Origin of the sequence: Marinobacter sediminum (assembly GCF_023657445.1) — a bacterium.
Taxonomy (GTDB): Bacteria; Pseudomonadota; Gammaproteobacteria; order Pseudomonadales; family Oleiphilaceae; genus Marinobacter; species Marinobacter sediminum_A.
This window is the reverse complement of the sequence record NZ_JAGTWY010000001.1, coordinates 1,249,505-1,271,067: the sequence shown is the minus strand read 5'-3', so window position 1 is coordinate 1,271,067 and position 21,563 is coordinate 1,249,505. Positions and strand designations below refer to the sequence as shown.

Sequence of the window (21,563 nt, the reverse complement as noted above, 5' to 3'; positions counted from 1 at the left end):
TGATACTGATCAAATATCGATCAGTAGTCATGTTAATCTTCCGTATAATTCAGCAAGATTGCGTATTCGGTCACTAAGGTCCGCCGGGCACGCAGCCCAGTTCAGCTGCCAGATCCAGTTATTTTCGGTCGTTCCCGGGGTGTTGAACCTCGCTGCACTATCAAGCCCCATAAAATCCTGCATGGGAACAACGGCCAGCGAAGAAACAGACCGGAAAGCGGCTTCAATGACCGGCCAGGGCATCTCCTCGCCACTGGTCTCCAGATAGCTGTTCACGTGTTGACGGGTATGGCTGTCCAGGCTTCGATACCACCCGAGGGTGGTGTCATTGTCATGGGTGCCGGTATAAACCAGATCCCGTTCCTGATGATTATGGAGAAGATGCGGGTTATCCGGGCTCCCATCAAACCCGAACTGAAGTACGGTCATACCTGGCAACCGGAAATCCCGCCTTAGTTGCTCCACTTCCTCACCGATGATTCCGAGATTTTCAGCAACCAGAGGTAAATCTGGAAACTTGCGGAAACAGGCCTCCAGAAAGTGTGCCCCCGGCCCTGGCACCCAGTATCCATCTTTCGGCATGGGCCTGTCCGCGGGAATTTCCCAATAGGCCTGAAGCCCCCGAAAGTGGTCAATGCGGGTTAATGCAAACAAATGGCGCTGGCTGTCCAGCCTTTGCAGCCACCACTGGTAGCCATCCTCGGCCATGGCGTCCCAGTCATAGAGCGGGTTGCCCCAGTGCTGACCTTCCGAAGAAAAATAATCCGGGGGCACCCCGGCTACTACGGTGGGGTTGCCCTGGGCATCCAGTTTGAACAGCTCCCGATTCGCCCAGACGTCCGCACTGTCATGAGCGACAAATATGGGAATATCGCCAAACATCAGTATGCCACGTGCGTGAGCATACTCTCGCAACGCCTGCCATTGGTGATGAAACACGAACTGTTCGAAACGAATTCTCTTGATGACCGTAGCTGACTGATCTGCGAACGCTTTCAGGGCTTCCGGATGACGGTCACGAAGCTCGGTTGGCCATTGCAGCCAGCTAATCCCGGGCTGTGACTCCCGAACGGCGGAAAACAAAGAGAAATCATCCAGCCAGTACGCGTTAGACTCCCGAAAACGCTCATAGCTGTCATGATCGAGGCCTTCCGGGACGCTGACTGACTGATCGAAAAATCGCTGTGCGGCCAGCTCCAGAAGGTTTTTGCGACCGCCATTCTCATCCGCCCTCGCCAGATCGCCGGTATGCAGGAGCCCTGGAGGGATCAGCTCCGCAAGGTCAATGAAATCGGGGTTACCGGCGTGGGCAGAAAGCGACTGGTAAGGAGACATGTCTGCGTGTGTCGGCCCGATAGGAAGTGTCTGCCATACACCTATACCGGCGTCCGCCAGAAAGTCGGCGAATTTACGCGCGCTTCTTCCCAGAATACCCCAGTCACCGGGGAGGCAAGTCGGATGAAGCAATACTCCGATTCGGCGTTTGGTGAACAGGGCATCCCTGGCCCCGCTATACGTCATGCCTGAGCATCCTGGTCATGCCCTGGCCGCATGGCACCACCGTGCGTCGGCTCTCCGCTGCCCTGGCTCAACCGATGGAATACAGAGGCTGGCGGGGGGAATCCGATGAGATCATAGAGATTCACCAGGTGCCGACGGTAGAGATGCTCAAAGTCACTGACGATCTGTTCGGGATTATAGTCCCCGAACCACCAGAACCAGTCCGACCCCTCACAGATAGCTAACTGACGCCGGGCGGCCTGCTTCTGATCGGCATTAAGGTTGCCATTGTCCATCATCCGGTCGTAATGCAACTTTGCTTCGCACAGAAGATCCCACGCCCGGTTCTTGTCTGGGTCACCTATCCAGGTGGAAAACGTGCCATAAATCCAGCTGCCGGCAACAAGGTGAGGCAGTTGAACCGGTTGACAGACCGGCTCGGCGATCAGTTCGCGGTATGTGGTCAGTCTCAGGTGTGGATGATCTTCCAGCATGCCATAGAGTTCATCCAGAAAATGAAAGCCGTTCTCGGGGTAATACTCCCAGGCGTTCTCACCATCCAGAATGATGGAGATCACGGGTTTGGATCCCCGCTTGCCATGAGCGGCAATGTTCTCCATGTGATGAACAAGGTCCCCCACTGCGTCTGATGCATGCCAGCTTGCATAGGTAAACCCGATCAGATCGGACAGCCCGTCGTCCCGAAAAAAAACGGTAATCGGGGAATCACCAAAATTGAACGGCCGATGGGTGTCGGAATCTGGAGCAGAACTGTCAAGTTCCCGGGCCCGGTTGATACTGTTGTGAATCACCGAGTCGCCGCTGGCTGTCCAGCGGAAACCATGCTGGTCCAGAAATCCGAGGGTTTCCTGGCTGAGCCCACCCTCGGATGCCCAGCAACCTGTTGGTTCGAGGCCAAAAAATCGCTGGAATACGATCTTCGCCTGCTGGAGCTGCCAACTGACCCGGAGTTCGCCCCCGGGATAATGATCGTGTTGAGGCAGTGTAATATCCGGCATGGCCTCACGCGCTGACGCCAGATCAATCAGCAATGGCAGCATGCTGTGGGTATAGGGGCTGACTGAAAGCTCGACCTGGCCTTTCTCGGCGAGATGGCGATACCTCGGACCGATGCTGGCGAGGACCTCGGAAATGACATTCAGAAGTGCGTTCCGATCATCCTGTGAAAACCCGTAGCCTTTTTCCTGAAGGCTTCGAACGCAATGGTTCTCCTGCCGGATGGTTTCGCCCATCCATCCCAGGTGATACCACACCAGCAAATCCGCCAGGAACATGGGGGACACATAACGCTGCATTTCCGGCTTTTCTTTATAGAAATCCGCCAGTTCGGCAAGCCTTTGATAGGCCGGGAACCGGCGGATGATCCGATCCCGGTTGGCGCGCAGGCATTTTTCCACCAGATCCTGAAAGAGCGGCGTTCCGGCCTCGGGCAGAGTCTCTGCGACGAGCGCTGCCAGTAATGGATCTCCGATCTGTCCCGCGCCGTGGCGCCAGCGTTCAATCTGAATGAGGTAGGTTTCGATCTGCTCGAGGAGTATTGGCGCAAAATTTACGACCGTTCGGGCGTTCGGGTGGGCCTCAAGGTGGGCCGCCATGTCGCTGTAGTCCTTGATGGCATGGAGATAAACCCAGGGAAACAGAAACTGGCCATTGCTGAGGTCCTGGTAACCAGGCTGGTGCATATGCCAGCACAGGACCACGGGTGTTCTGGAGTCAGAGGCCATGAGGATAATCCTGCCCGAGCATCTCGGGGGTTATAAGAACCACGCCTTTGGGGGAAACATGAAAGCGCTTTCGGTCTTCCGCTTCATCAAAGCCGATGCGGGAGCCGTCGGGAATACGACATCCCCGGTCGATGAGTGCTTTTCGAATGCGACAGTGCCGGCCGATTTCCACGTCCGGGAAAATAACGGAATCCTCGACATCACTGAATGAATGGATTCGCACCTGGGAAAAGAGCAGCGAATGCCGGACCAGAGCTCCGGACACAATACAGCCGCCCGCCACCATCGAGTCCACCGCAGTGCCCCGACGATTCTCATCGTCAAAGATGAATTTGGCAGGGGGTAGCTGTTCCTGGTAGGTCCAGATTGGCCATTGCGAGTCGTACATGTTGAGTTCGGGACTGATGCCAATGAGCTCCAGGTTCGCCTGCCACAGAGCATCCACAGTACCGACATCACGCCAGTAGGCGACTTTATTCTGCACGGGATCACGGAACGGGAACGCCATAACCCGGAGCCTGCCTATTACCGAGGGGATGATGTCCTTGCCGAAATCGTGGGACGAAGCCCCGACCATTTCATGATCACGGGTTAACTCTTCGAACAACACCTGAGTACTGAAAACGTAGATGCCCATCGATGCCAGTGCCGTCCCGGACGACCCCGGCATGGCCTTCGGCCTGGCGGGCTTTTCGACAAACTCGGTGATCTGGAGATCGTCATCAACCGACATCACGCCAAACTCCGATGCCTGCTCAAGGGGCACCTCGATGCAGCCCACGGTAATATCGGCGCCATTTTCCACATGGGCAGCGAGCATGGTGCCGTAATCCATCTTGTAGATATGGTCGCCAGCGAGGATAAGCACATACTCGGGCATGTGACTGCGAATGATATCGAGATTCTGGAGTACCGCATCCGCGGTGCCCTCGTACCACGACGTTTCAATGCGTTGCTGAGCCGGCAGAAGCTCTACGAATTCGTCCAGCTCACCTCGCAGAAACCCCCAGCCGCGTTGAATATGCCGTATCAGGGAATGGGATTTGTACTGGGTAATTACGCCAACCTGACCAATACCCGAGTTGATGCAGTTGGAGAGCGGAAAATCGATGATACGGAACTTGCCGCCGAAGGGAACGGCAGGTTTGGCTCGCCATTTGGTGAGGTCGTGAAGGCGGGATCCGCGCCCTCCGGCAAGAACCAGTGCCAGGGTTTGTCGTGTGAGACGACTGACGTAACGCTTGGTCGTTTGCATAGTAGCTTCCCTGAAAACCCAAAGGTCTTCTGCTCCGGTGTCAGCGCTCAGACACCGGAGTTCGACTTGTTTTTGACTAACGCAATAATATTAGAACAGTATCATGGAATTATGGCGTAAAATTGTTGTGAGTCATTTTTTGACCAACGCACATGGCGTCCAATGAAACTCCCCTTTTCAGGAATGAGTGTGGTCTATGGAAAGCCCTACCCTGAGCGACTTTGATCTGCATCTGTTTAACGAAGGCCGCCACTGGCACATCTACAATGTGCTTGGTGCCCACATTTGTAAAAACAAAGGAACCGAAGGGGTACGTTTTGCAGTCTGGGCGCCAAGTGCCAAAGCGGTGAGCGTGACAGGTGACTTCAACGACTGGAGCACTTCCAGCCATCCCATGACGCTCCATGAAGGCACCGGTGTCTGGTCTCTTTTCATTCCGGATGTCGTCGTCGGGGCGTTGTACAAATTCTCAATTACCACCAGCACGGGCCGGCAACTTCTTAAAACCGACCCCTACGGCCAGGGGTTTGAGCTCCGACCCGCCACCGCCGCCGTGGTGACGGAAAGGGGCTGTTTCGGATGGGGCGACGGTGACTGGCTCTCTAGCCGGGGACACTGGAACTGGCAGGAAGCGCCTGTTTCGGTCTATGAAGTGCACGCCGCATCGTGGCGACACCATGGCTCCGGCCGCTGGCTGACGTACAGGGAGCTGGCAGATCAGCTGGTGCCTTATGTACTTGAAATGGGTTTCACCCACATTGAATTGTTGCCGGTGACAGAACACCCGCTGGATGAATCCTGGGGCTACCAGACCACCGGTTACTATGCCCCCACCAGCCGTTTTGGCACTCCGGACGATTTACGGTATCTGGTGGATCAGTGCCACCGACACAACATTGGTGTGATTCTGGATTGGGTGCCGGGCCATTTCCCGACCGATAATCATGCCCTCGCCCGGTTCGATGGCACCGCACTGTACGAGCATGAAGATCCCCGAAAAGGCGAACACAAGGACTGGGGCACACTGATCTATAACTACGGCCGTCACGAGGTTCGTAATTTTCTGATCGGAAGCGCGCTGTTCTGGCTGGACGCCTTCCACATAGATGGCTTGCGGGTAGACGCAGTCGCATCAATGCTTTACCTCAACTACTCCCGGGAAGAAGGCGAATGGCTGCCAAATATTCATGGCGGACATGAAAACCTCGAAGCGATCGAGTTTTTACGGGAATTGAACCGGGTTTGTCAGCAGCGCTTCCCGGGAACCCTGGTCATCGCTGAAGAATCCACGTCCTGGCCTGCGGTCACCCGGCCCCAGGAAATTGGCGGGCTCGGGTTCAACCTGAAATGGAACATGGGCTGGATGCACGACACCCTGGACTACCTGGAACAGGACCCGGTATACCGGCAATATCATCATGACAAGCTCACCTTCGGCCTGCTTTATGCCTTCTCGGAAAATTTCATGCTTCCCCTCTCCCATGATGAAGTTGTTCACGGCAAGGGCAGCCTGATCAACAAAATGCCCGGAGATGAGTGGCAACGGCGGGCTACACTGCGGTTACTCTTCACGTACATGTTTACCTATCCCGGTGCCAAGCTCCTGTTCATGGGCGGCGAATTCGGCCAGAGCCGGGAGTGGAGTGAGTCGAGGGAATTGGACTGGGGGTTGCTCGCGCAACCTGAGCATCAGGGGCTGAAAAAGCTGGTGCAGGATCTCAATGTTCTTTACCGCCATGAAGTCTCGCTTCACGGCAAGGACTTCACGCCCGGGAGCTTCGAATGGATCGACTGCCATGATTCGCCGCAGTCGGTCATCAGTTACCTGCGTACCGCCAACGGTGAATTGACTCTTGTTGTGGTCAATTTCACCCCGATCCCCCGTTACCACTACCGCATCGGAGTGCCGCAGGCGGGCGCCTGGCGAGAAGTCATCAATTCAGACTCCGAATACTATGGCGGAAGTAACGTGGGAAACCCGTTTCCCATGGTCGCAGACGATAAGCCTTGGATGCAGCGGAACTGGTCACTGCAGCTTACCTTGCCGCCCCTCGGAGCCGTCGTTCTGAGGCCAGCATCATGAATCGGGTGCTGTTTGCGACCAGCGAGGTCTATCCTGTGGTGAAAACCGGCGGGCTGGCCGATGTATCGGGAAGTTTGCCCGAGGCTCTTTGTCGAAGCGGATACGATGTACACATTCTCCTGCCGGGCTACCCTTCCGCTATTGCGGCAGCTCGCAAGGCAGGTTCAAGGCGTAAAGCACGATTCAGCATTGGCCAGTACGACGTCAGCCTCTGGCGCACCCGACTTCCGGGTACTGCGGTTACACTGTGGCTGGTTGATTGCGCCCCCCTGTTTGACCGGCCAGGCAATCCCTACCAGAACGACGAGGGTGAAGACTGGTGGGATAACGCCCATCGCTTTCATCTTTTTGCCCGGGTAGGCGTCATGATGGCAATGGGAAGAGCGGGCCTGAGCTGGGTGCCCGATATTGTTCACTGCAATGACTGGCAAAGCGGTCTGATACCCGCTCTCCTCAACTCCTGCCATAATCGCCCCGGAACCGTATTTACCATTCACAACCTTGCCTATCAGGGTCTGTTTTCATGGGACATGTTTCGGGCGCTTGGTCTTCCGGATTCACTCTGGCGACTTGAGGAGCTGGAATTCCACGGTCAGCTATCGTTTATCAAGGGCGGCCTTGTGTTCAGTGACCAAATAACCACGGTCAGTCCCGGATACGCAAGGGAAATCCAGAGCCCCGAATTCGGCTATGGCCTTGATGGATTGCTTCGCCACCGGCAGGCCCGGCTTTCCGGTATTCTCAACGGCATTGATACCCGCCAATGGAATCCGGAAGACGACGAACATCTGGAATTCCACTATGGAAAAGATCACCTTAAAAGTAAGGTTCAGTGCCGAACCAGGCTTCAGCAGGAGCTGGGGCTGGAAGTGAACGGTGCACCGGTGCTGGGATTTATAGGGCGACTGGTTGAACAAAAGGGTCTGGACTGGCTGCTTGATGTGATGCCACCGCTACTGGAACGCGGTTGCCAGTTTGCCTTGCTCGGCTCCGGAGAGGCCCGGTATGAGGAACCACTGAAACGCCTGGCCCGGGGATGGCCGGAGCAGGTCTCACTAACCCTTGGCTATAACGAGTCACTCGCACACCGCATCACGGCCGGGAGCGATTTGTTCCTGATGCCTTCACGGTTTGAGCCCTGCGGCCTAAACCAGATGTACAGTCTCCGTTACGGCACGATTCCGGTGGTCCATGCTGTAGGTGGTCTGAAAGATACCGTCTTTGACCCGTCAGAGGCAGGGATGAACGCGGCCAACGGATTCTCCTTCCGTGACCCCGATGCTGCCAGCTTCCTGGAAGCCATCGAACGTGCTCTGGACTGCTTCAAAAGCAGGAAGACCTGGCGTCGGCTTCAAGCCAATGGCATGTCCGCCGACTACTCCTGGAAGCAGAGTGCCAGGCACTATGGGGAGCTTTATCAAGAGATATTGGCCCAACGACAACCGTCTTTGCAGGCTTGATGTGAGCGTTTGCCCAAAAGGAGGCAACCAACATGCATAAAGTTACCCATTTCCGGCTCGAAGCGAGTCCGAGTATCCCGGAAGCTCTGGAACGACTCGACGAACTGGCCAACGACCTTTTCTATAGCTGGAACCATGGCGTGCGAGGCCTGTTCGCGCGAATTGACCTGCCCCTATGGCAAAAGGTGGAGCACAATCCCAAGCTCTTTCTCCGGCGAGTGGCTCAGGAACGTCTGGACGAAGCTTCCGAGGATCGCGCGTTCTTATCAGAATATCGAAGAGTTCTGGGCAGTTACGATGCATATCTCGAGTCCGAACCAGGTCCCGAAGTGGCCGAAAGGCTGGACCCGGAAACCTCTTTGGTTGCCTATTTCTGTGCCGAATTCGGCTTTCATGAAAGCTTCCCGATCTACTCCGGCGGGCTCGGCATTCTGGCAGGGGATCACTGCAAGGCAGCCAGCGATCTGGGGCTTCCCTTTGTCGCCGTCGGGTTGTTGTACCAGCAGGGCTATTTCATCCAGAGCATTGATCCGAAGGGGCACCAGGTTGCCAGGTACAAGTCTCATGCCAGCGATGAATTACCGATCACTCCAGTGGAAAAGGACGGCGAACTCCTGAAGGTCTCTGTGCCCTTCCCCGGACGTTCAGTGGTAGCGCGCGTCTGGGAAGCCCGGGTGGGTCATATCCGGCTATACCTTTTGGATACCCATACCGACGAAAACAGCCACGAAGACCAGGAGCTCACGTTACAGCTCTATGGCGGCGACGAATCAACCCGTATCAGCCAGGAAATGTTACTGGGGATCGGGGGTACCCGCGTGCTTGAGGCGCTCAACCTTAAGCCGACGGTATGGCATATCAATGAGGGGCACGCCGCCTTCCAGATACTGGAGCGGTGTCGCCAGGCCATGGCCGGTGGGCTGGACTTTGAGTCCGCCCTGGAAGCCGTTGCCGCAGCCACGCTATTCACGACACACACACCGGTGCCGGCCGGGCACGATGTCTTCACCAGGGAACTGATGAACCATGCACTAGGGACCTATCTGGAAGAGTCGGGGCTGGATTTTGCAAAGGTGTTCGGGCTTGGCTCAAAAACCGAAGGTGATACGTTTAATATGACCAGCCTTGGTCTCCGGGGCTCACGGTTCCACAATGGTGTCAGTCGTATCCACGGCACTGTGGCATCTGTTATGGAAGGCGATATCTGGCCCCAGATTCCGGCCGACGAGAATCCTATCGGGTACATAACCAACGGTGTTCACGTGCCAACGTTTCTTGCCCCCGAATGGTCCAGCCTGTTTGATATACAGACGCCCGCCTGGAAGAGCGAACTGCGTAATCCGGAATTCTGGAGTTTTGTCGACGGCATTCCTGATTATCACTACTGGAGTGTGCACAAGGCCCTTAAGCAACAAATGGGAGAGTACGTTGTCGAGAGGCTCGGGTATCAGCATGCCCGCAATGGTACGGGGCATTCAGTAACCGATCGCATGACACGTCAACTTGTCTCGCCGGACAAGGACACACTGGTAATAGGCTTCGCCAGGCGCTTTGCGACATACAAGCGGGCCACGCTGATATTTTCGGACCTTGAGCGGCTTGAGCGCATTCTGACAGATCCGGAGCGGCCAGTGGTACTGGTCTTTGCAGGCAAAGCCCATCCGAAGGACGATCCCGGACAACACCTGATCAAGGTGATTCATGACCTTTCCATGCACCCCGCCCTGATCGGCCACATCATTCTTCTGGAAGATTACGACCAGGCCATGGCCCGAAGATTGGTGAGTGGTGTCGATGTCTGGCTGAACACCCCGGAATATCCGAAGGAAGCCAGCGGCACATCGGGAGAGAAAGCAGCTATCAACGGTGCGCTTAATCTCAGCGTACTGGACGGCTGGTGGGGCGAAGGCTATGACGGTCAGAACGGCTGGGCGATTACTCCCCGGGACACCGGTCTGGACCCGGAATTTCGCAATGAGGAAGAAGCCCGAGATCTATTGGACCTGCTGGAATTCGAGATCGTACCGCTTTATTACGACCGGGCATCACAGGGATACTCGAAGGGTTGGGTAGAGCGGTCCAAAAATTCCATGAAGTCGATTATGCCCCGGTTCAACGCCCAGCGAATGGTGATGGACTACGTAGAGCGCTATTACCGCCCTGCCTCTGACCAGGGTAAAAAAATGGTTGCGCAAGATGGTGCAGTGGCTTCTGAATTGGCCGGATGGAAGCAGCGGATCCGTGAGGCATGGCCCGGTGTCTCGCTCAGAGTCCAGGGTTGCGTTGAGAGTCGTTGCTCTTTTGATGAAACCGTCGAACTGCGGGTGGAAGCTGAACTCAATGGCTTAACGGCCGATGATGTGAGAGTCGAGTGTCTGGTTAATCCGGAATGTACCGGAAGCCATGAGTCGTCCGGCCCGGATCATTTTCTGCTGGAGCAGGTAGAGCAGCGCGAAGGAGTAACCGTCTTCGCAGCCCGGATTCCTCCGCCGTATCCTGGCTTGCAAACACTGAAGCTGCGAATGTACCCGTTTTCCGACTCACTCTCCCACCCACTGGAGATGGGAGCCATGCTTTGGGTTTAGAGCACGTGTTTACGGATGAAGCGGCCGATATCCAGAACTTCCTCAAGACACACGCTGTGTTCCATGGGGAAGGTCTGATAGGTCGGGCTGAATCCCATCGCCTTGAGGGTTTCCACACTCCGGACACCGAGTGATTCCGGAACGACCGGGTCAAAGCTGCCATGATAGATGCTGATGGGAATCTCGGCGTTTGCCTCAGAGACCTGAATCGTTTTTGCCGTTGCGAAATAGGTGGACAAGGCAAGAACACCGGCCAGACGCTTCGGGTAGCTCAGCCCCAGTTCATAGGCAACCGCCCCACCCTGCGAAAATCCGGCAATGATGATTTTTTCTGCAGGCACTCCACGCTCTATTTCCCGGTCTACCAGCTTTCCAACCGACCCGGCGGAACTCATTAACTGATCGGTGTCCACGATCCGATCAATGTCCATGGCCTTAATGTCGTACCAGGCCGGCATTGTCATACCGCCGTTGATCGTAACGGGCATATTCGGAGCATGCGGAAAAATAAATCGTACCGCGGCATCCTCTGGCAAACCCAGTTCGGGAACCACCGGTTCAAAATCGTGCCCGCTGGCACCAAGGCCGTGCAGCCAGATCACTGTGGCCGTTGGGCCAGGGGCGGTTTCCAGTTCAATATACTCAAGATCCTGCACTCAGTACCTCACTATAAATCGGTGAATATGTTGCCGACATCAGCCGGTGACCTGCTGGTCGTCATTGGCTTCCAGCGCAGTAGTGACCGGGTTGGCATACATGTCGAGAAGATAGGGACGGATTGCCGCATCACAGCCATCCAAACGCCGTTCCAGCTCGGCTTCGGCTGCTTCCAGTTCAGCAGGAGACCAGGTTTCTGCCGTTACTACCGAATCACTGACCCGTTCCGGCGTGGAGTGTGCTTCCGGGTGAATGCCCCGAAGCTGATGGGCGGCCAGGTTAGACGCATGCAGATGGTAATTAGCGTGCATTTCCCGGTCGATGCGGGAAGACAGTTCTTTCGGTGTCTCAGGGCAATCCATGATAGGTGCACCGAAATGCACGTGCACATGGCCCTTGAAACCTGTAAGCCCGCGCATTATCTGATCGGTGTCTTCACCCTCAGTCTTGGTGTAGCTACCGGTTCGTGCGCGCGTTTCCAGTTCCTTTGCCTTGTCTACATCGCAGGGGTCGTATTCATAGGCAATCGACACCGGCACGATGTGAAGACGGTTCATGGCTTCGGCGAAGCTCAAACCGCTCTTTTTACAGCTCATGTAGAACATCTTGATGATCGCAGGATCGGTAAAGTCCAGCCCGTCTTTGGCCCGACCCTCTCGCTGGGCGATCCAGATGCTTTGGTTGGTCTCAATGCTGTGATTGATGAACGCAGAGAGCGTGATGTACGCATCGCGCATTTCCCGTGGACTGGTCATGTTCCGTCTTACAACAAAGCTCTTATTCAGCCTCATCATCTCGGCGAACACGCGATTGGAAAGAAGGTTGTCTCCAATCGCAATCCGGGTGGTATGAAAACCGTTCTGGAATAACAGGTAATTCACCACCATCGGGTCGAACACGATATCCCGGTGGTTCGAAATGAACAGATGGGCGCTGTGTTTATCAAGATTCTCCAGGCCACTGGCCGTCACCCGGGTTGTGGTGTGGTCCACCAGTTCTCCAACGTAGGAGGAAAGCCCTGCCTGTAGATCATCAACCCGGTGATACTTGCCAAAATGGCTCGCCAGCCAGCGGCGGACGAACACCCGCAGCACTGCGGGAGCCCACCGGGCAAGGGTCGGTGATTTAAAGCGGCCGACCATATCCAGAAATTCCTGATCATTGACCAGGCGACGGATGGCCGGGCCGGTTTCTTCGTCCGAATAAGGACGGATGGCATCAAAGTCCTGCATGTAAGCCCTGTTTTTTCGGTGTCTGACACAGAATGCCGTGAAACGGTAGTTTGAAAAGGGCGGTATTGTATCGTTTCTCTGGCTGCTTTGCCTCCATACTGCGCTTGATCTGGCCAACCATGGCAATGAATCTGTTATCATTTGCCGCCGTTGCCTGCGCGGCCCCGTATTCCTGCACCTATTCCGGCTCGAAACCGGACAACCGGTTACCCTATGCACTTTGAACAGGATTTTGAACAACTGGCAACAGAACGTCCGACTGCGTCCCGAAAGGAGCCGGAACAGGTACTCCACGAAGTGTTCGGTTATGAGGCGTTCCGCCCCTTGCAGGGAGACATCATCCGGGAAGTGGTAAACGGCGGTGATGCGCTGGTTCTGATGCCGACCGGCGGCGGCAAGTCGTTGTGTTATCAGGTGCCAGCGCTGGTGCGCCCCGGGACCGCCATTGTCATTTCCCCGCTGATCGCACTTATGCACGACCAGGTTGCGGCCCTGAAAGAGCTCGGAGTAAAGGCCGCATTTCTGAACTCCACCATGGATTTCGAGCAGGCCAGGGAAACCGAATACGCCCTGATGACCGGCGAACTGGATCTCCTCTACTGCGCTCCGGAACGCCTGATCCAGACCAGAACCCTGGATCTGCTGCATGACGCTTCCATTTCATTGTTTGCCATCGATGAAGCGCACTGTGTTTCCCAGTGGGGCCATGATTTCCGTTCCGATTATTTGCAACTCAGTATGCTGGCTTCTGAGTTTCCCGGGGTGCCCCGCATCGCCCTCACTGCAACAGCCGATGAACGGACCAGGAAGGAAATTGCGGAACGGCTGACACTGACCGAGGCTCGCCATTTCGTTAGTGGCTTCGATCGTCCCAATATCCAGTACCGAATTGCCCCTAAAATTAATGCAAACAAACAGTTACTGGATTTTATTAAAGCGGAACATGATGGTGATTGCGGCATCGTTTATTGCCTGTCGCGCAACAAGGTGGACGCGACCGCAAAGATGCTGGCAGGTAAAGGCTACACCGCTCTGCCCTACCATGCTGGCCTGCCATCGGAAGATCGCGCCAGGCATCAGGAGCGATTTCTTCGGGAAGACGGCGTTATTATCGTGGCCACCATTGCCTTTGGTATGGGTATCGATAAGCCCGATGTCCGGTTTGTGGCCCACCTCGATCTGCCCAAAAGTCTGGAAGCCTATTATCAGGAGACTGGCCGGGCCGGCCGCGACGGAAAGCCGTCTACCGCCTGGATGGTTTATGGCCTGCAGGACGTGATCAAGCTACGGCAGATGCTTGAGGCCTCCCAGGGGAACGATCATTTCAAACGAGTGGAACGTCAGAAACTGGACGCCATGCTTGGTTTGTGCGAGGTGACCCGGTGCCGCCGCCAGGTCCTGCTGCGCTATTTCGGAGACATTCTGGAGGAACCTTGCGGCAACTGTGATACCTGTCTGACCCCACCAGAAACCTGGGATGGAACCGTTGCAGTTCAGAAAGCCCTCTCCTGCGTCTATCGCACGGGGCAGCGATTTGGTGTCACCTACCTGATTGATGTTCTCCGGGGATCCGAAAATGAACGCATTCTTCAGTCCGGTCACCACCAGGTTTCCACCTATGGAATCGGCACAGAGCTTTCCTCAAATGAGTGGAAATCCGTGTTCCGGCAACTGGTTGCAAACGGATTTTTAAGAGCCGACCCCGAGGGCTACGGTGCGCTTCAATTAACGGAAGAGTGTCGGGCGCTGCTGAAAGGCGAACGGCAGGTCGAATTGCGCAAGGACCCAGTCGTCAAAAAAACCACCGGCCGTTCTTCAGGAAGCCGCAATGGTCCGGGCTTCAGCGAGCAAATCACGGATCAGGCGGGTTGGGACGCATTGCGGGCCTGCCGTAAAGAACTGGCGGACAAACAGGGCGTGCCTCCCTATGTGATTTTCCACGACACCACCCTGTTCGACATGCTGGAGCGCAGGCCCCGCAATCTTGATGAACTGGCAGAGGTGAGCGGCGTCGGGGCCGCCAAGCTCAAAAAATATGGCGAGATTTTCCTGGACGCCATCGTTAGGCTTGATCGGGCCTGACAGAGCCGGTGGATCACTCCGCCGGCTTGAAGCCTTTCTTTCTTACCCGATAGTGAGCGACAGACGTGGCCACGTGATTTCCTTCCTGATCGTGCAACAGCCCTTCCAGCGAAAATTTAGCCCTTCCGGTAGTGTCTGCCTCTTCGAGAATGGCTGTGACCTGCTCCGGTGAAAGGGAGAATTCAACGGTGACATCGGAATTTGCAGGCTGCATGAACTGTAAGGTCATTTCTTTCAGGATCGGTGTATAGGCAGGCCCGAGGTCAAAGAGCGAGAGCACTCCACCGGGAATCTCCGCGACTAGAAAATAGGCCCCGGCATACATACTTCCGAAGTGGTTCTTGTTGCCTTTCAGCTTGATTTTTGCCCGCACATAACCTGGCGTTACTTCCTCCACGCTGAACCCGTTCCTAGGTGCAAATGGGATGGAAAGACCGATGATTCGGTTTACAGCAGCGTAGCCACTGGTTTTTCTCAACCATGCCAGCGGCGTGGCCAGGGTGGCCTTGGGGTCTGTGCCTGCGACCCACTGTCCGGTTGCGCCAATGATGTTGTCGATAAGTGCCATAACGTCGTTCTGCTCATGAGAAAGTCCCGATGATTGCAATCACCCCTGCCTACCGCAAGATTCTTTTACATAATTTTTGAAAGTTTAAGCGTTTCTCCCACATTTTTTGTTCTAAAGTGGGGACATTTGGCGCGTTTTACCGCTCAATCCCGGAACCGATTCCGGCGACAGAAAGGATTCTGAACTTGAAACCAGCCGCTGCCATGTCATACAACATCAAGGCGCGAAACCAGGGTTGCCATAAGCTCTTTGTGATCTTGTGCCTGCTGTTTACATCGCTTCTTTTGCTTCCGAACGCTTATGGCTCATCAGACGAGACCCGTGACTACATCCTCTGGTACCGAAACTACGACAGCCCCGCCATTCGCGCTCTCGTTGAACTCGCACTGAAGGAAACCCCCGAATACGGGGCGTTCCGCCTGGTGAGAAGCCAGGAGCTCAGTCAGGGGCGGGTCCTTCGCGAACTGAGCCGGAAGCAATCGAGACTGGTTGATATTGCCAATGTTGCCACCGCCTCTGAGAGAGAACGTTTTCTGACCCCGATACCTATTCCGGTTGATGGAGGCCTGCTTGGCCTTCGTGTTTGTATCGTTCTCCCCGACAAACTTCCGCTCTTCGACGGTATTCACACGCTCGACGACCTTAAAGATGCCGGTATACGCATTGGTCAGGGTATACACTGGCCGGATACGCCCGTTCTGGAGTCCAGCGGAATTCAGGTGGTTACCCACTCACGCTATGAAATTCTGTTCGGAATGTTAAGGAACGAGCGATTCGAATGTTTCGCACGGGGAGTGAGCGAGGTTTTGTATGATCTTGAGATCGAACAAGACCCGAACCTTTTGGTGGAACCGGATCTATTAATTGCGTACCCCATGCCCTCGTTTCTTTTTGTGGGGCCACAGGACCAGGAAACTGCTCAACGGTTACAGCTCGGCATGGAGCGCGCAATCAACGATGGTAACTTTGCCGGTTTTCTCAAGGATTTCTATGGGCGTGCAATTAAAGTCCTGAATCTGGACAGGCGAAATATCATCGTTCTCGATAATCCGTTCCTCAGTGAAGAATCTCACAATATCGGACGACTGACGCAGGAAGACCTGCGTCGCCGCCTCGAAGTTCTGAGCAATTAGATTCTGAGACGGGAAACATTCTGGTCCAGGGTATGGCGTATGCTCCAACTGCATAAATGTCCGTGAACTTGAGTTTCAGCCTGTAGTGCGAAGTCTTTCGTTCCTTCTGATAAACTTCAACGAATTAACGCCATTTACCAGAGCGTTTTCTTTTCTACCAAAACGGGAGCCGACCTTAATGGCCCACGAAGAACTGCATCTTAACCTCCGCAATCTGACGCTGAACGACTATGGCCAGCTTCAGACGCTGATGGATCGGATTTATGACGATATCGGAGGAGCGTGGCCCGAGGAGACAATCAAGGCTCTTGTAGAACAGTTCCCGGATGGCCAGATTTGCATTGAAGACAATGGCCAGCTGGTGGCGGTTGCCCTGACTGTCAGCGTACAGTACGAACGCTTCAGTAACCCGCACACCTATGACGACCTTATCCTCCGGAACGAAAAGATCTGGCATAACGCCAAAGGCGATTCCCTTTACGGACTGGATGTATTTATTCACCCGGAATACCGGGGCTACCGTCTTGGTCGGCGCCTCTATGAGGCGCGAAAAGAGCTTTGCCGCTCCATGAATCTCAGGGCGATCCTCGCCGGAGGCAGAATTCCGAGCTACTACAAATACTCGGACCAATACTCCCCCGCAGAGTACATCGAGCGAGTAGATCGTAAGGAAATCTATGATCCGATTCTGACCTTCCAGCTATCCAACGATTTCCAGGTCACACGCCTGATGCACAAATACCTGCCGGAGGATGAGAAGTCCCTCGGGTATGCAACGTTGCTGGAATGGCGAAATATTCTCTATACCCCGCCGTCTTCAGTGCTCAATGTGAAGAAGACCCAGGTAAGACTGGGTGCAGTACAGTGGCAGATGCGTGAGTTCACGTCCGTTGAAGAGGTGCTGAAGCAGGTAGAGTATTTCGTAGATGCCCTGTCGGACTACAAAAGTGACTTCGCCGTGTTCCCGGAATTCTTTAACGCACCTCTGATGGGCCTGACCGACCAGATGGATCAGACGCGTGCGATCCGTTTCCTGGCTGGATTCACGGAGCAGTTCCGGGACGAAATGTCCGACATGGCTGTCAGCTACAACATCAATATAATTACCGGCTCGATGCCCCTGCTGGAAGATGACCGCGTTTATAACGTTTCTTACCTGTGTCACCGCGATGGCCGGGTGGACGAACAACGCAAGATTCATATCACACCGCACGAACGCCGGGACTGGGTACTTGAGGGTGGAAGCGAGTTCGAGGTATTCCAGACCGACGCCGGCCGGGTCGCGATCATGATCTGCTACGACATCGAGTTTCCCGAGCTTGGCAGGATCGCGGCCAGCCAGGAAGTGGATGTGATCCTGGTACCGTTCTGGACAGACACCAAAAACGGCTACCTGCGAGTTCGCCATTGCGCCCAGGCCAGGGCCATCGAAAATGAATGTTACGTGGCTATTACTGGCAGCGTTGGCAACCTGCCAAAGGTTGAAAACCTGGACGTCCAGTACGCCCAGTCGTCCGTATTCTCTCCATCGGACTTTGCCTTCCCCCACGATGCGGTCATGGCAGAAACAACTCCGAACACGGAAATGATCATGTTTTCCGACATGGATCTAGAGAAACTCAAGCTGGTTCGTAACGAAGGGTCTGTTACCAACCTGAAAGACCGGCGGGTTGATATGTACGAGTTGAAAAAGAAGTGAGTTTGAGCCTTCTTGCCCTGCAAACCAGTTGAAGAACTGTCTGAGGGCATTACCGTAGGACATTGAAGACGTTGTCAAACTATGAATCAGTGTCTATTGTTTAGACAATATCCAGCCCGCCTTGGGTCAGGCGGGTTGTTGTGGATACGGAAATCACCAGAGATGAATTGGAAATGAACGAAGCACTACCGGATCTAGTCGCATATTTTCGGGTCAAAAAGGGCCTGTTTCGTAAGGAGTTGGTTGAAGCAGCTCTCTATGGACTCGACTCTTATGGCTGTGTGATGAAAACGGACAAGGTTTTTGATCCAGGCGATAGCGTCATTCTGGATTTGGTGATGGACATGCCGTTCGACGAGATCCGGGCAGAAGGCGTAGCCGGCCTCGTGACAGAGAGAAGAAAGCACTGCAGTAACTTCTTTTACTCCATTGATTTTGTGGAACTCGATGTAGAAGGGAGCTCGCCGTTAACGGAAAAATTGCGCCGTATTCGGGAAGTGCTCTCAAAGAAGCAGTCTCTGAAATCAAGACGTTCCCCCGGGTCCATGTCCAGCTTCGGGCAAATGGCCTGACCGTAAATTGTCGTCCCAACCCCGCCCCAAGGAGATATTCCATGGCAAAGAAAGCCAAACAGAGCGTTGATAAGGTCGTAAAAAAGGTCAATAAGGAGTTCGAGAAAACGTCCTCCCAGATTGAAGGACTGATTAACGACGCAGTCAAGCAGTTCGACAGCCTGCAAAATCAGGTTCAGGATCCGGTTCGAAAGCTTCTGAAAGAGGTGGATGAACTCCGTGATCGTGAAATGAAGCGCTTTAACGAAGAGTTTGAACGTCGTCTGAACGAGTTTCATGAGCTTCAGAGCGCCATTCTCGAGCGGCTCGGGATGACATCCAAAGAGGCTGGCAAGAAAGCGAAAAAGCTGACAGACGAGGTCAGCAAGGAAGCCAAGTCGGCAGCCAAAAAAACCGCGCCCAAAAAAGCGGCAAAAAAGGCTTCGGCGAAAAAGGCTCCTGCGAAAAAGTCTGCGGCCAAGCCCGCTGCTAAAAAGTCTGCTGCCAAGCCGGCTGCTAAAAAGCCCGCAGCCAAAACTGCGAAGCCAGTGAACAAAAATGATCTGACCCTGGTGAAGGGTATCGGCCCTGCTACAGCAAAGAAAATGAAGGATGCCGGTATTACCTCCATCGACCAGATTGCCAATCCGTCAGATGCTGATCAGGAAAAGCTGAAGGCATTTTCCGGCGTAAAAGGATTTGACCAGTTCAGTACTGAAGCCAAGAAAATCAACTGATGCGAACGCCTGACCAGCCTGTATTACGGGACATTGTCCTGATTGGCGGCGGGCACAGCCACGTCGGGGTACTGAAGCGGTTTGCTATGAACCCTGTCCCCGGCGTGCGTCTGACCCTGATCTGCCGTGATACCCACACGCCCTACTCCGGAATGCTGCCCGGCTATGTTGCCGGCCACTACACCTATGACGACGTCCACATTGATCTGAGCAAACTGGCTGAATATGCCGGCGCGCGTTTTTACCGTGACGAAGCCATTGGCATCGACAAGGATCGCAAGCACGTTATTTGCCGAAACCGGCCCGATGTTCCATACGATATTCTGTCCATCAATATCGGCTCTTCGCCCCGGGTGAACGATGTTGAAGGTGCGTCAGAATATGCGGTTCCGGTGAAGCCGATAACCGGGTTCAACAATCGTTGGCTCTCACTGCTGTCACGCATCGAAAATCATGATGGGCCACTTACCGTTGGGGTTGTTGGTGCTGGTGCCGGCGGCGTTGAATTAACACTCGCGATGCAGTTCCGGCTGCAAAACGAATTGAAACAACGTGGCAAAGATCCTGACCAACTGCATTTTCACCTTTTTGATGCTGCCGACGAGATTCTTCCCACTCACAACCCAAAAGTCCGCGAGGTTTTCCGTAAAGCGCTCTCTGACCGGGGGGTTAAGGTACATCTCGGGTCTGCGGTCAAAAAGGTTGAGCAGGGCTTCTTGCTGACAGAGTCCGGGCAAAACCTTCAGACCGATGAGGTGCTGTGGGTGACAAGGGCCGGTGGCCCCGCATGGCTCGCCGATACAGGACTCGAGCTTGATGATGGCCTGTTTATTCGTGTTCGGGATACGCTGCAAACCGAGAACGACGACAATATTTTTGCGGCGGGTGATATTGCCAATGTGGTTAATCACCCTCGGGAAAAAGCAGGCGTCTTTGCCGTTCGTCAGGGGCGGCCGCTGGCCGACAATCTCAGGCGCGTGGCTCTGGGCAAAACAGCAAAAGATTTCCATCCTCAGAAAAAATGGCTGGCATTGATCAGCACTGGCAACAAGTTTGCGGTCGCTTCCCGTGGCGACGTGCAATTTGCTGGTTCCTGGGTATGGCGCTGGAAAGACTGGATCGATCGACGGTTCATGAAGAAGTTCACAGACCTTCCGCCCATGGAAGACGACGCCAAACTGCCCGATACCGGCGCAGCCCAGAACGCCGAAGAGGCGTCGCAGGCTATTTCGGCCGTTGCCATGCGTTGCGGCGGCTGCGGTGCAAAGGTTGGGAGCACGGTGCTATCCAGGGCCCTCGGTGAGCTCAAGCCGATAGAGCGGGAAGACATCATTATCGGTTTGCACGCCCCGGATGATGCCGCCGTACTTCGGGTTCCGCCTGGTAAGGCGGTGGTCCACACGGTGGACTTCTTCCGTGCCTTTATTGACGACCCTTATGTGTTTGGTCAGGTTGCAGCCAATCATAGCCTGGGCGACGTTTTTGCCATGGGTGCAGAAGCCCAAAGCGCCACGGCAGTCGCAACTGTTCCTTACGGCATCGAATCAAAAGTGGAGGACGTGGTCTTCCAGATGATGTCGGGTGCCGTAGAAGTGTTGAATGAGGCTGGATGTGCATTGGTGGGAGGCCACACAGGAGAAGGCAAGGAATTGGCTCTTGGTTTTGCCGTAAACGGCCTGATCGACCCTGAAGAGGTGATGAGCAAGGGTGGCCTGCGGGCCGGTGATGTTTTGATCCTGACCAAACCGATTGGTACTGGCACCCTGTTTGCCGCCCATGCCCGGCTTGCGGCCAGGGGCAGATGGGTTGATTCGGCCCTCGCTTCGATGATCCAGTCAAATAAGCTGGGCGCAGAATGCCTTCGCCGGCATGGTGCCAAAGCGTGTACGGACGTCACCGGGTTTGGTTTGCTGGGCCATCTTGTCGAAATGACCCGCCCGTCCGGCGTGGATGCGGAACTGGACCTGTCGGCTATCCCGGTATTACCGGGCGCGGAGGAGACGGCAGCTGCCGGCATTCTGAGTTCGCTGCAGCCGGCCAATATCCGGCTTCGCCGCGGCATTCGGGATCAGGAAAAGTGGATCAATCATCCGCGGTACCCACTGATCTTTGACCCCCAGACTGCCGGAGGCCTCCTGGCGAGCGTTTCCGCCGACCAGGCAGAGGCCTGCGTCCGCGAACTGAAAGCACTTGGCTATCCTCATACCGCGATTATTGGTCGGGTAACTGCCCAGGACATGGCAGGGGCTATCGAGCCGATTTCGTTGAAAGACTGA

General features: G+C 55.0%; 15 protein-coding genes. 9 read left to right on the top strand and 6 right to left on the bottom strand.

What is annotated here, in order from left to right:
- Nucleotides 1–27 precede the first annotated feature (27 nt).
- The 3 genes from malQ to glgC are packed head-to-tail and all read right to left on the bottom strand — an operon-like array spanning nucleotide 28 to nucleotide 4,500.
- Nucleotides 28–1,521 (bottom strand): 4-alpha-glucanotransferase, encoded by a 1,494-nt coding sequence (gene malQ, locus KFJ24_RS06080; RefSeq protein ID WP_250830172.1) that lies wholly within the window; start codon nucleotides 1,519–1,521, stop codon nucleotides 28–30.
- On the bottom strand, nucleotides 1,518–3,245 hold the full coding sequence (locus KFJ24_RS06075; protein WP_250830171.1) for a glycoside hydrolase family 57 protein: 1,728 nt from the start codon (nucleotides 3,243–3,245) through the stop codon (nucleotides 1,518–1,520). The genes malQ and KFJ24_RS06075 overlap by 4 nt, the downstream gene beginning before the upstream one ends.
- The gene (gene glgC / locus KFJ24_RS06070; protein WP_250830170.1) at nucleotides 3,235–4,500 is read right to left on the bottom strand and encodes a glucose-1-phosphate adenylyltransferase; all 1,266 of its coding nucleotides are present in this window, start codon (nucleotides 4,498–4,500) and stop codon (nucleotides 3,235–3,237) included. The genes KFJ24_RS06075 and glgC overlap by 11 nt, the downstream gene beginning before the upstream one ends.
- A 196-nt stretch (nucleotides 4,501–4,696) precedes the next feature.
- Here glgC and glgB point away from each other — a divergent pair, with 196 nt between their 5' ends.
- The 3 genes from glgB to glgP are packed head-to-tail and all read left to right on the top strand — an operon-like array spanning nucleotide 4,697 to nucleotide 10,628.
- A complete protein-coding gene (gene glgB / locus KFJ24_RS06065; protein ID WP_250830169.1) occupies nucleotides 4,697–6,583 on the top strand; it encodes a 1,4-alpha-glucan branching protein GlgB in 1,887 nt (628 codons plus the stop codon).
- The gene (gene glgA / locus KFJ24_RS06060) at nucleotides 6,580–8,043 is read left to right on the top strand and encodes a glycogen synthase GlgA (protein WP_250830168.1); all 1,464 of its coding nucleotides are present in this window, start codon (nucleotides 6,580–6,582) and stop codon (nucleotides 8,041–8,043) included. The genes glgB and glgA overlap by 4 nt, the downstream gene beginning before the upstream one ends.
- Nucleotides 8,044–8,075: 32 nt before the next feature.
- Nucleotides 8,076–10,628 carry an alpha-glucan family phosphorylase gene (gene glgP / locus KFJ24_RS06055; RefSeq protein WP_250830167.1) on the top strand — a complete coding sequence of 851 codons (2,553 nt, stop codon included), beginning with the start codon at nucleotides 8,076–8,078 and terminating at the stop codon, nucleotides 10,626–10,628.
- Here glgP and KFJ24_RS06050 read toward each other — a convergent pair.
- Both KFJ24_RS06050 and KFJ24_RS06045 read right to left on the bottom strand, forming a co-directional pair.
- Complete coding sequence (locus KFJ24_RS06050; protein WP_250830166.1) at nucleotides 10,625–11,284, bottom strand: alpha/beta hydrolase; 660 nt, start codon at nucleotides 11,282–11,284, stop codon at nucleotides 10,625–10,627. The two genes, glgP and KFJ24_RS06050, sit on opposite strands and share 4 nt — an antisense overlap.
- A 39-nt stretch (nucleotides 11,285–11,323) precedes the next feature.
- Nucleotides 11,324–12,517 (bottom strand): 1-acyl-sn-glycerol-3-phosphate acyltransferase, encoded by a 1,194-nt coding sequence (locus tag KFJ24_RS06045; RefSeq protein WP_250830165.1) that lies wholly within the window; start codon nucleotides 12,515–12,517, stop codon nucleotides 11,324–11,326.
- 213 nt (nucleotides 12,518–12,730) lie between these two features.
- Here KFJ24_RS06045 and recQ point away from each other — a divergent pair, with 213 nt between their 5' ends.
- Complete coding sequence (recQ, locus tag KFJ24_RS06040) at nucleotides 12,731–14,599, top strand: DNA helicase RecQ (RefSeq protein WP_250830164.1); 1,869 nt, start codon at nucleotides 12,731–12,733, stop codon at nucleotides 14,597–14,599.
- A gap of 13 nt (nucleotides 14,600–14,612) precedes the next feature.
- Here the strand turns inward: recQ and KFJ24_RS06035 are convergent, their stop codons facing one another.
- Entirely contained in the window at nucleotides 14,613–15,167 is a 555-nt protein-coding gene (locus KFJ24_RS06035; protein WP_250830163.1) for a PaaI family thioesterase, read from the bottom strand.
- Nucleotides 15,168–15,352: 185 nt separating this feature from the next.
- Here KFJ24_RS06035 and KFJ24_RS06030 point away from each other — a divergent pair, with 185 nt between their 5' ends.
- From KFJ24_RS06030 to selD, 5 genes are all read left to right on the top strand, one after another.
- Nucleotides 15,353–16,300 (top strand): hypothetical protein, encoded by a 948-nt coding sequence (locus tag KFJ24_RS06030; RefSeq protein ID WP_250830162.1) that lies wholly within the window; start codon nucleotides 15,353–15,355, stop codon nucleotides 16,298–16,300.
- Nucleotides 16,301–16,478: 178 nt separating this feature from the next.
- On the top strand, nucleotides 16,479–17,999 hold the full coding sequence (locus KFJ24_RS06025) for a bifunctional GNAT family N-acetyltransferase/carbon-nitrogen hydrolase family protein (protein WP_250830161.1): 1,521 nt from the start codon (nucleotides 16,479–16,481) through the stop codon (nucleotides 17,997–17,999).
- A 173-nt stretch (nucleotides 18,000–18,172) separates the two neighbouring features.
- Nucleotides 18,173–18,571, top strand: coding sequence for a hypothetical protein (locus tag KFJ24_RS06020; RefSeq protein ID WP_250832566.1), 399 nt, complete (start codon nucleotides 18,173–18,175; stop codon nucleotides 18,569–18,571).
- Nucleotides 18,572–18,612: 41 nt separating this feature from the next.
- On the top strand, nucleotides 18,613–19,287 hold the full coding sequence (locus KFJ24_RS06015; RefSeq protein ID WP_250830160.1) for a helix-hairpin-helix domain-containing protein: 675 nt from the start codon (nucleotides 18,613–18,615) through the stop codon (nucleotides 19,285–19,287).
- Complete coding sequence (selD, locus tag KFJ24_RS06010; protein ID WP_250830159.1) at nucleotides 19,287–21,563, top strand: selenide, water dikinase SelD; 2,277 nt, start codon at nucleotides 19,287–19,289, stop codon at nucleotides 21,561–21,563. The genes KFJ24_RS06015 and selD overlap by 1 nt, the downstream gene beginning before the upstream one ends.

What these genes read in the sequence shown, in the direction of transcription:
- KFJ24_RS06020 (WP_250832566.1), top strand. Translation starts at nt 18,173, where the DNA reads ATGAACGAAGCACTACCGGATCTAGTCGCATATTTTCGGGTCAAAAAG.
- glgA (WP_250830168.1), top strand. Translation starts at nt 6,580, where the DNA reads ATGAATCGGGTGCTGTTTGCGACCAGCGAGGTCTATCCTGTGGTGAAA.
- KFJ24_RS06025 (WP_250830161.1), top strand. Translation starts at nt 16,479, where the DNA reads ATGGCCCACGAAGAACTGCATCTTAACCTCCGCAATCTGACGCTGAAC.
- KFJ24_RS06045 (WP_250830165.1), bottom strand. Translation starts at nt 12,517, where the DNA reads ATGCAGGACTTTGATGCCATCCGTCCTTATTCGGACGAAGAAACCGGC.
- malQ (WP_250830172.1), bottom strand. Translation starts at nt 1,521, where the DNA reads ATGACGTATAGCGGGGCCAGGGATGCCCTGTTCACCAAACGCCGAATC.
- glgC (WP_250830170.1), bottom strand. Translation starts at nt 4,500, where the DNA reads ATGCAAACGACCAAGCGTTACGTCAGTCGTCTCACACGACAAACCCTG.
- glgP (WP_250830167.1), top strand. Translation starts at nt 8,076, where the DNA reads ATGCATAAAGTTACCCATTTCCGGCTCGAAGCGAGTCCGAGTATCCCG.
- KFJ24_RS06015 (WP_250830160.1), top strand. Translation starts at nt 18,613, where the DNA reads ATGGCAAAGAAAGCCAAACAGAGCGTTGATAAGGTCGTAAAAAAGGTC.
- KFJ24_RS06075 (WP_250830171.1), bottom strand. Translation starts at nt 3,245, where the DNA reads ATGGCCTCTGACTCCAGAACACCCGTGGTCCTGTGCTGGCATATGCAC.
- glgB (WP_250830169.1), top strand. Translation starts at nt 4,697, where the DNA reads ATGGAAAGCCCTACCCTGAGCGACTTTGATCTGCATCTGTTTAACGAA.
- selD (WP_250830159.1), top strand. Translation starts at nt 19,287, where the DNA reads ATGCGAACGCCTGACCAGCCTGTATTACGGGACATTGTCCTGATTGGC.
- recQ (WP_250830164.1), top strand. Translation starts at nt 12,731, where the DNA reads ATGCACTTTGAACAGGATTTTGAACAACTGGCAACAGAACGTCCGACT.
- KFJ24_RS06035 (WP_250830163.1), bottom strand. Translation starts at nt 15,167, where the DNA reads ATGGCACTTATCGACAACATCATTGGCGCAACCGGACAGTGGGTCGCA.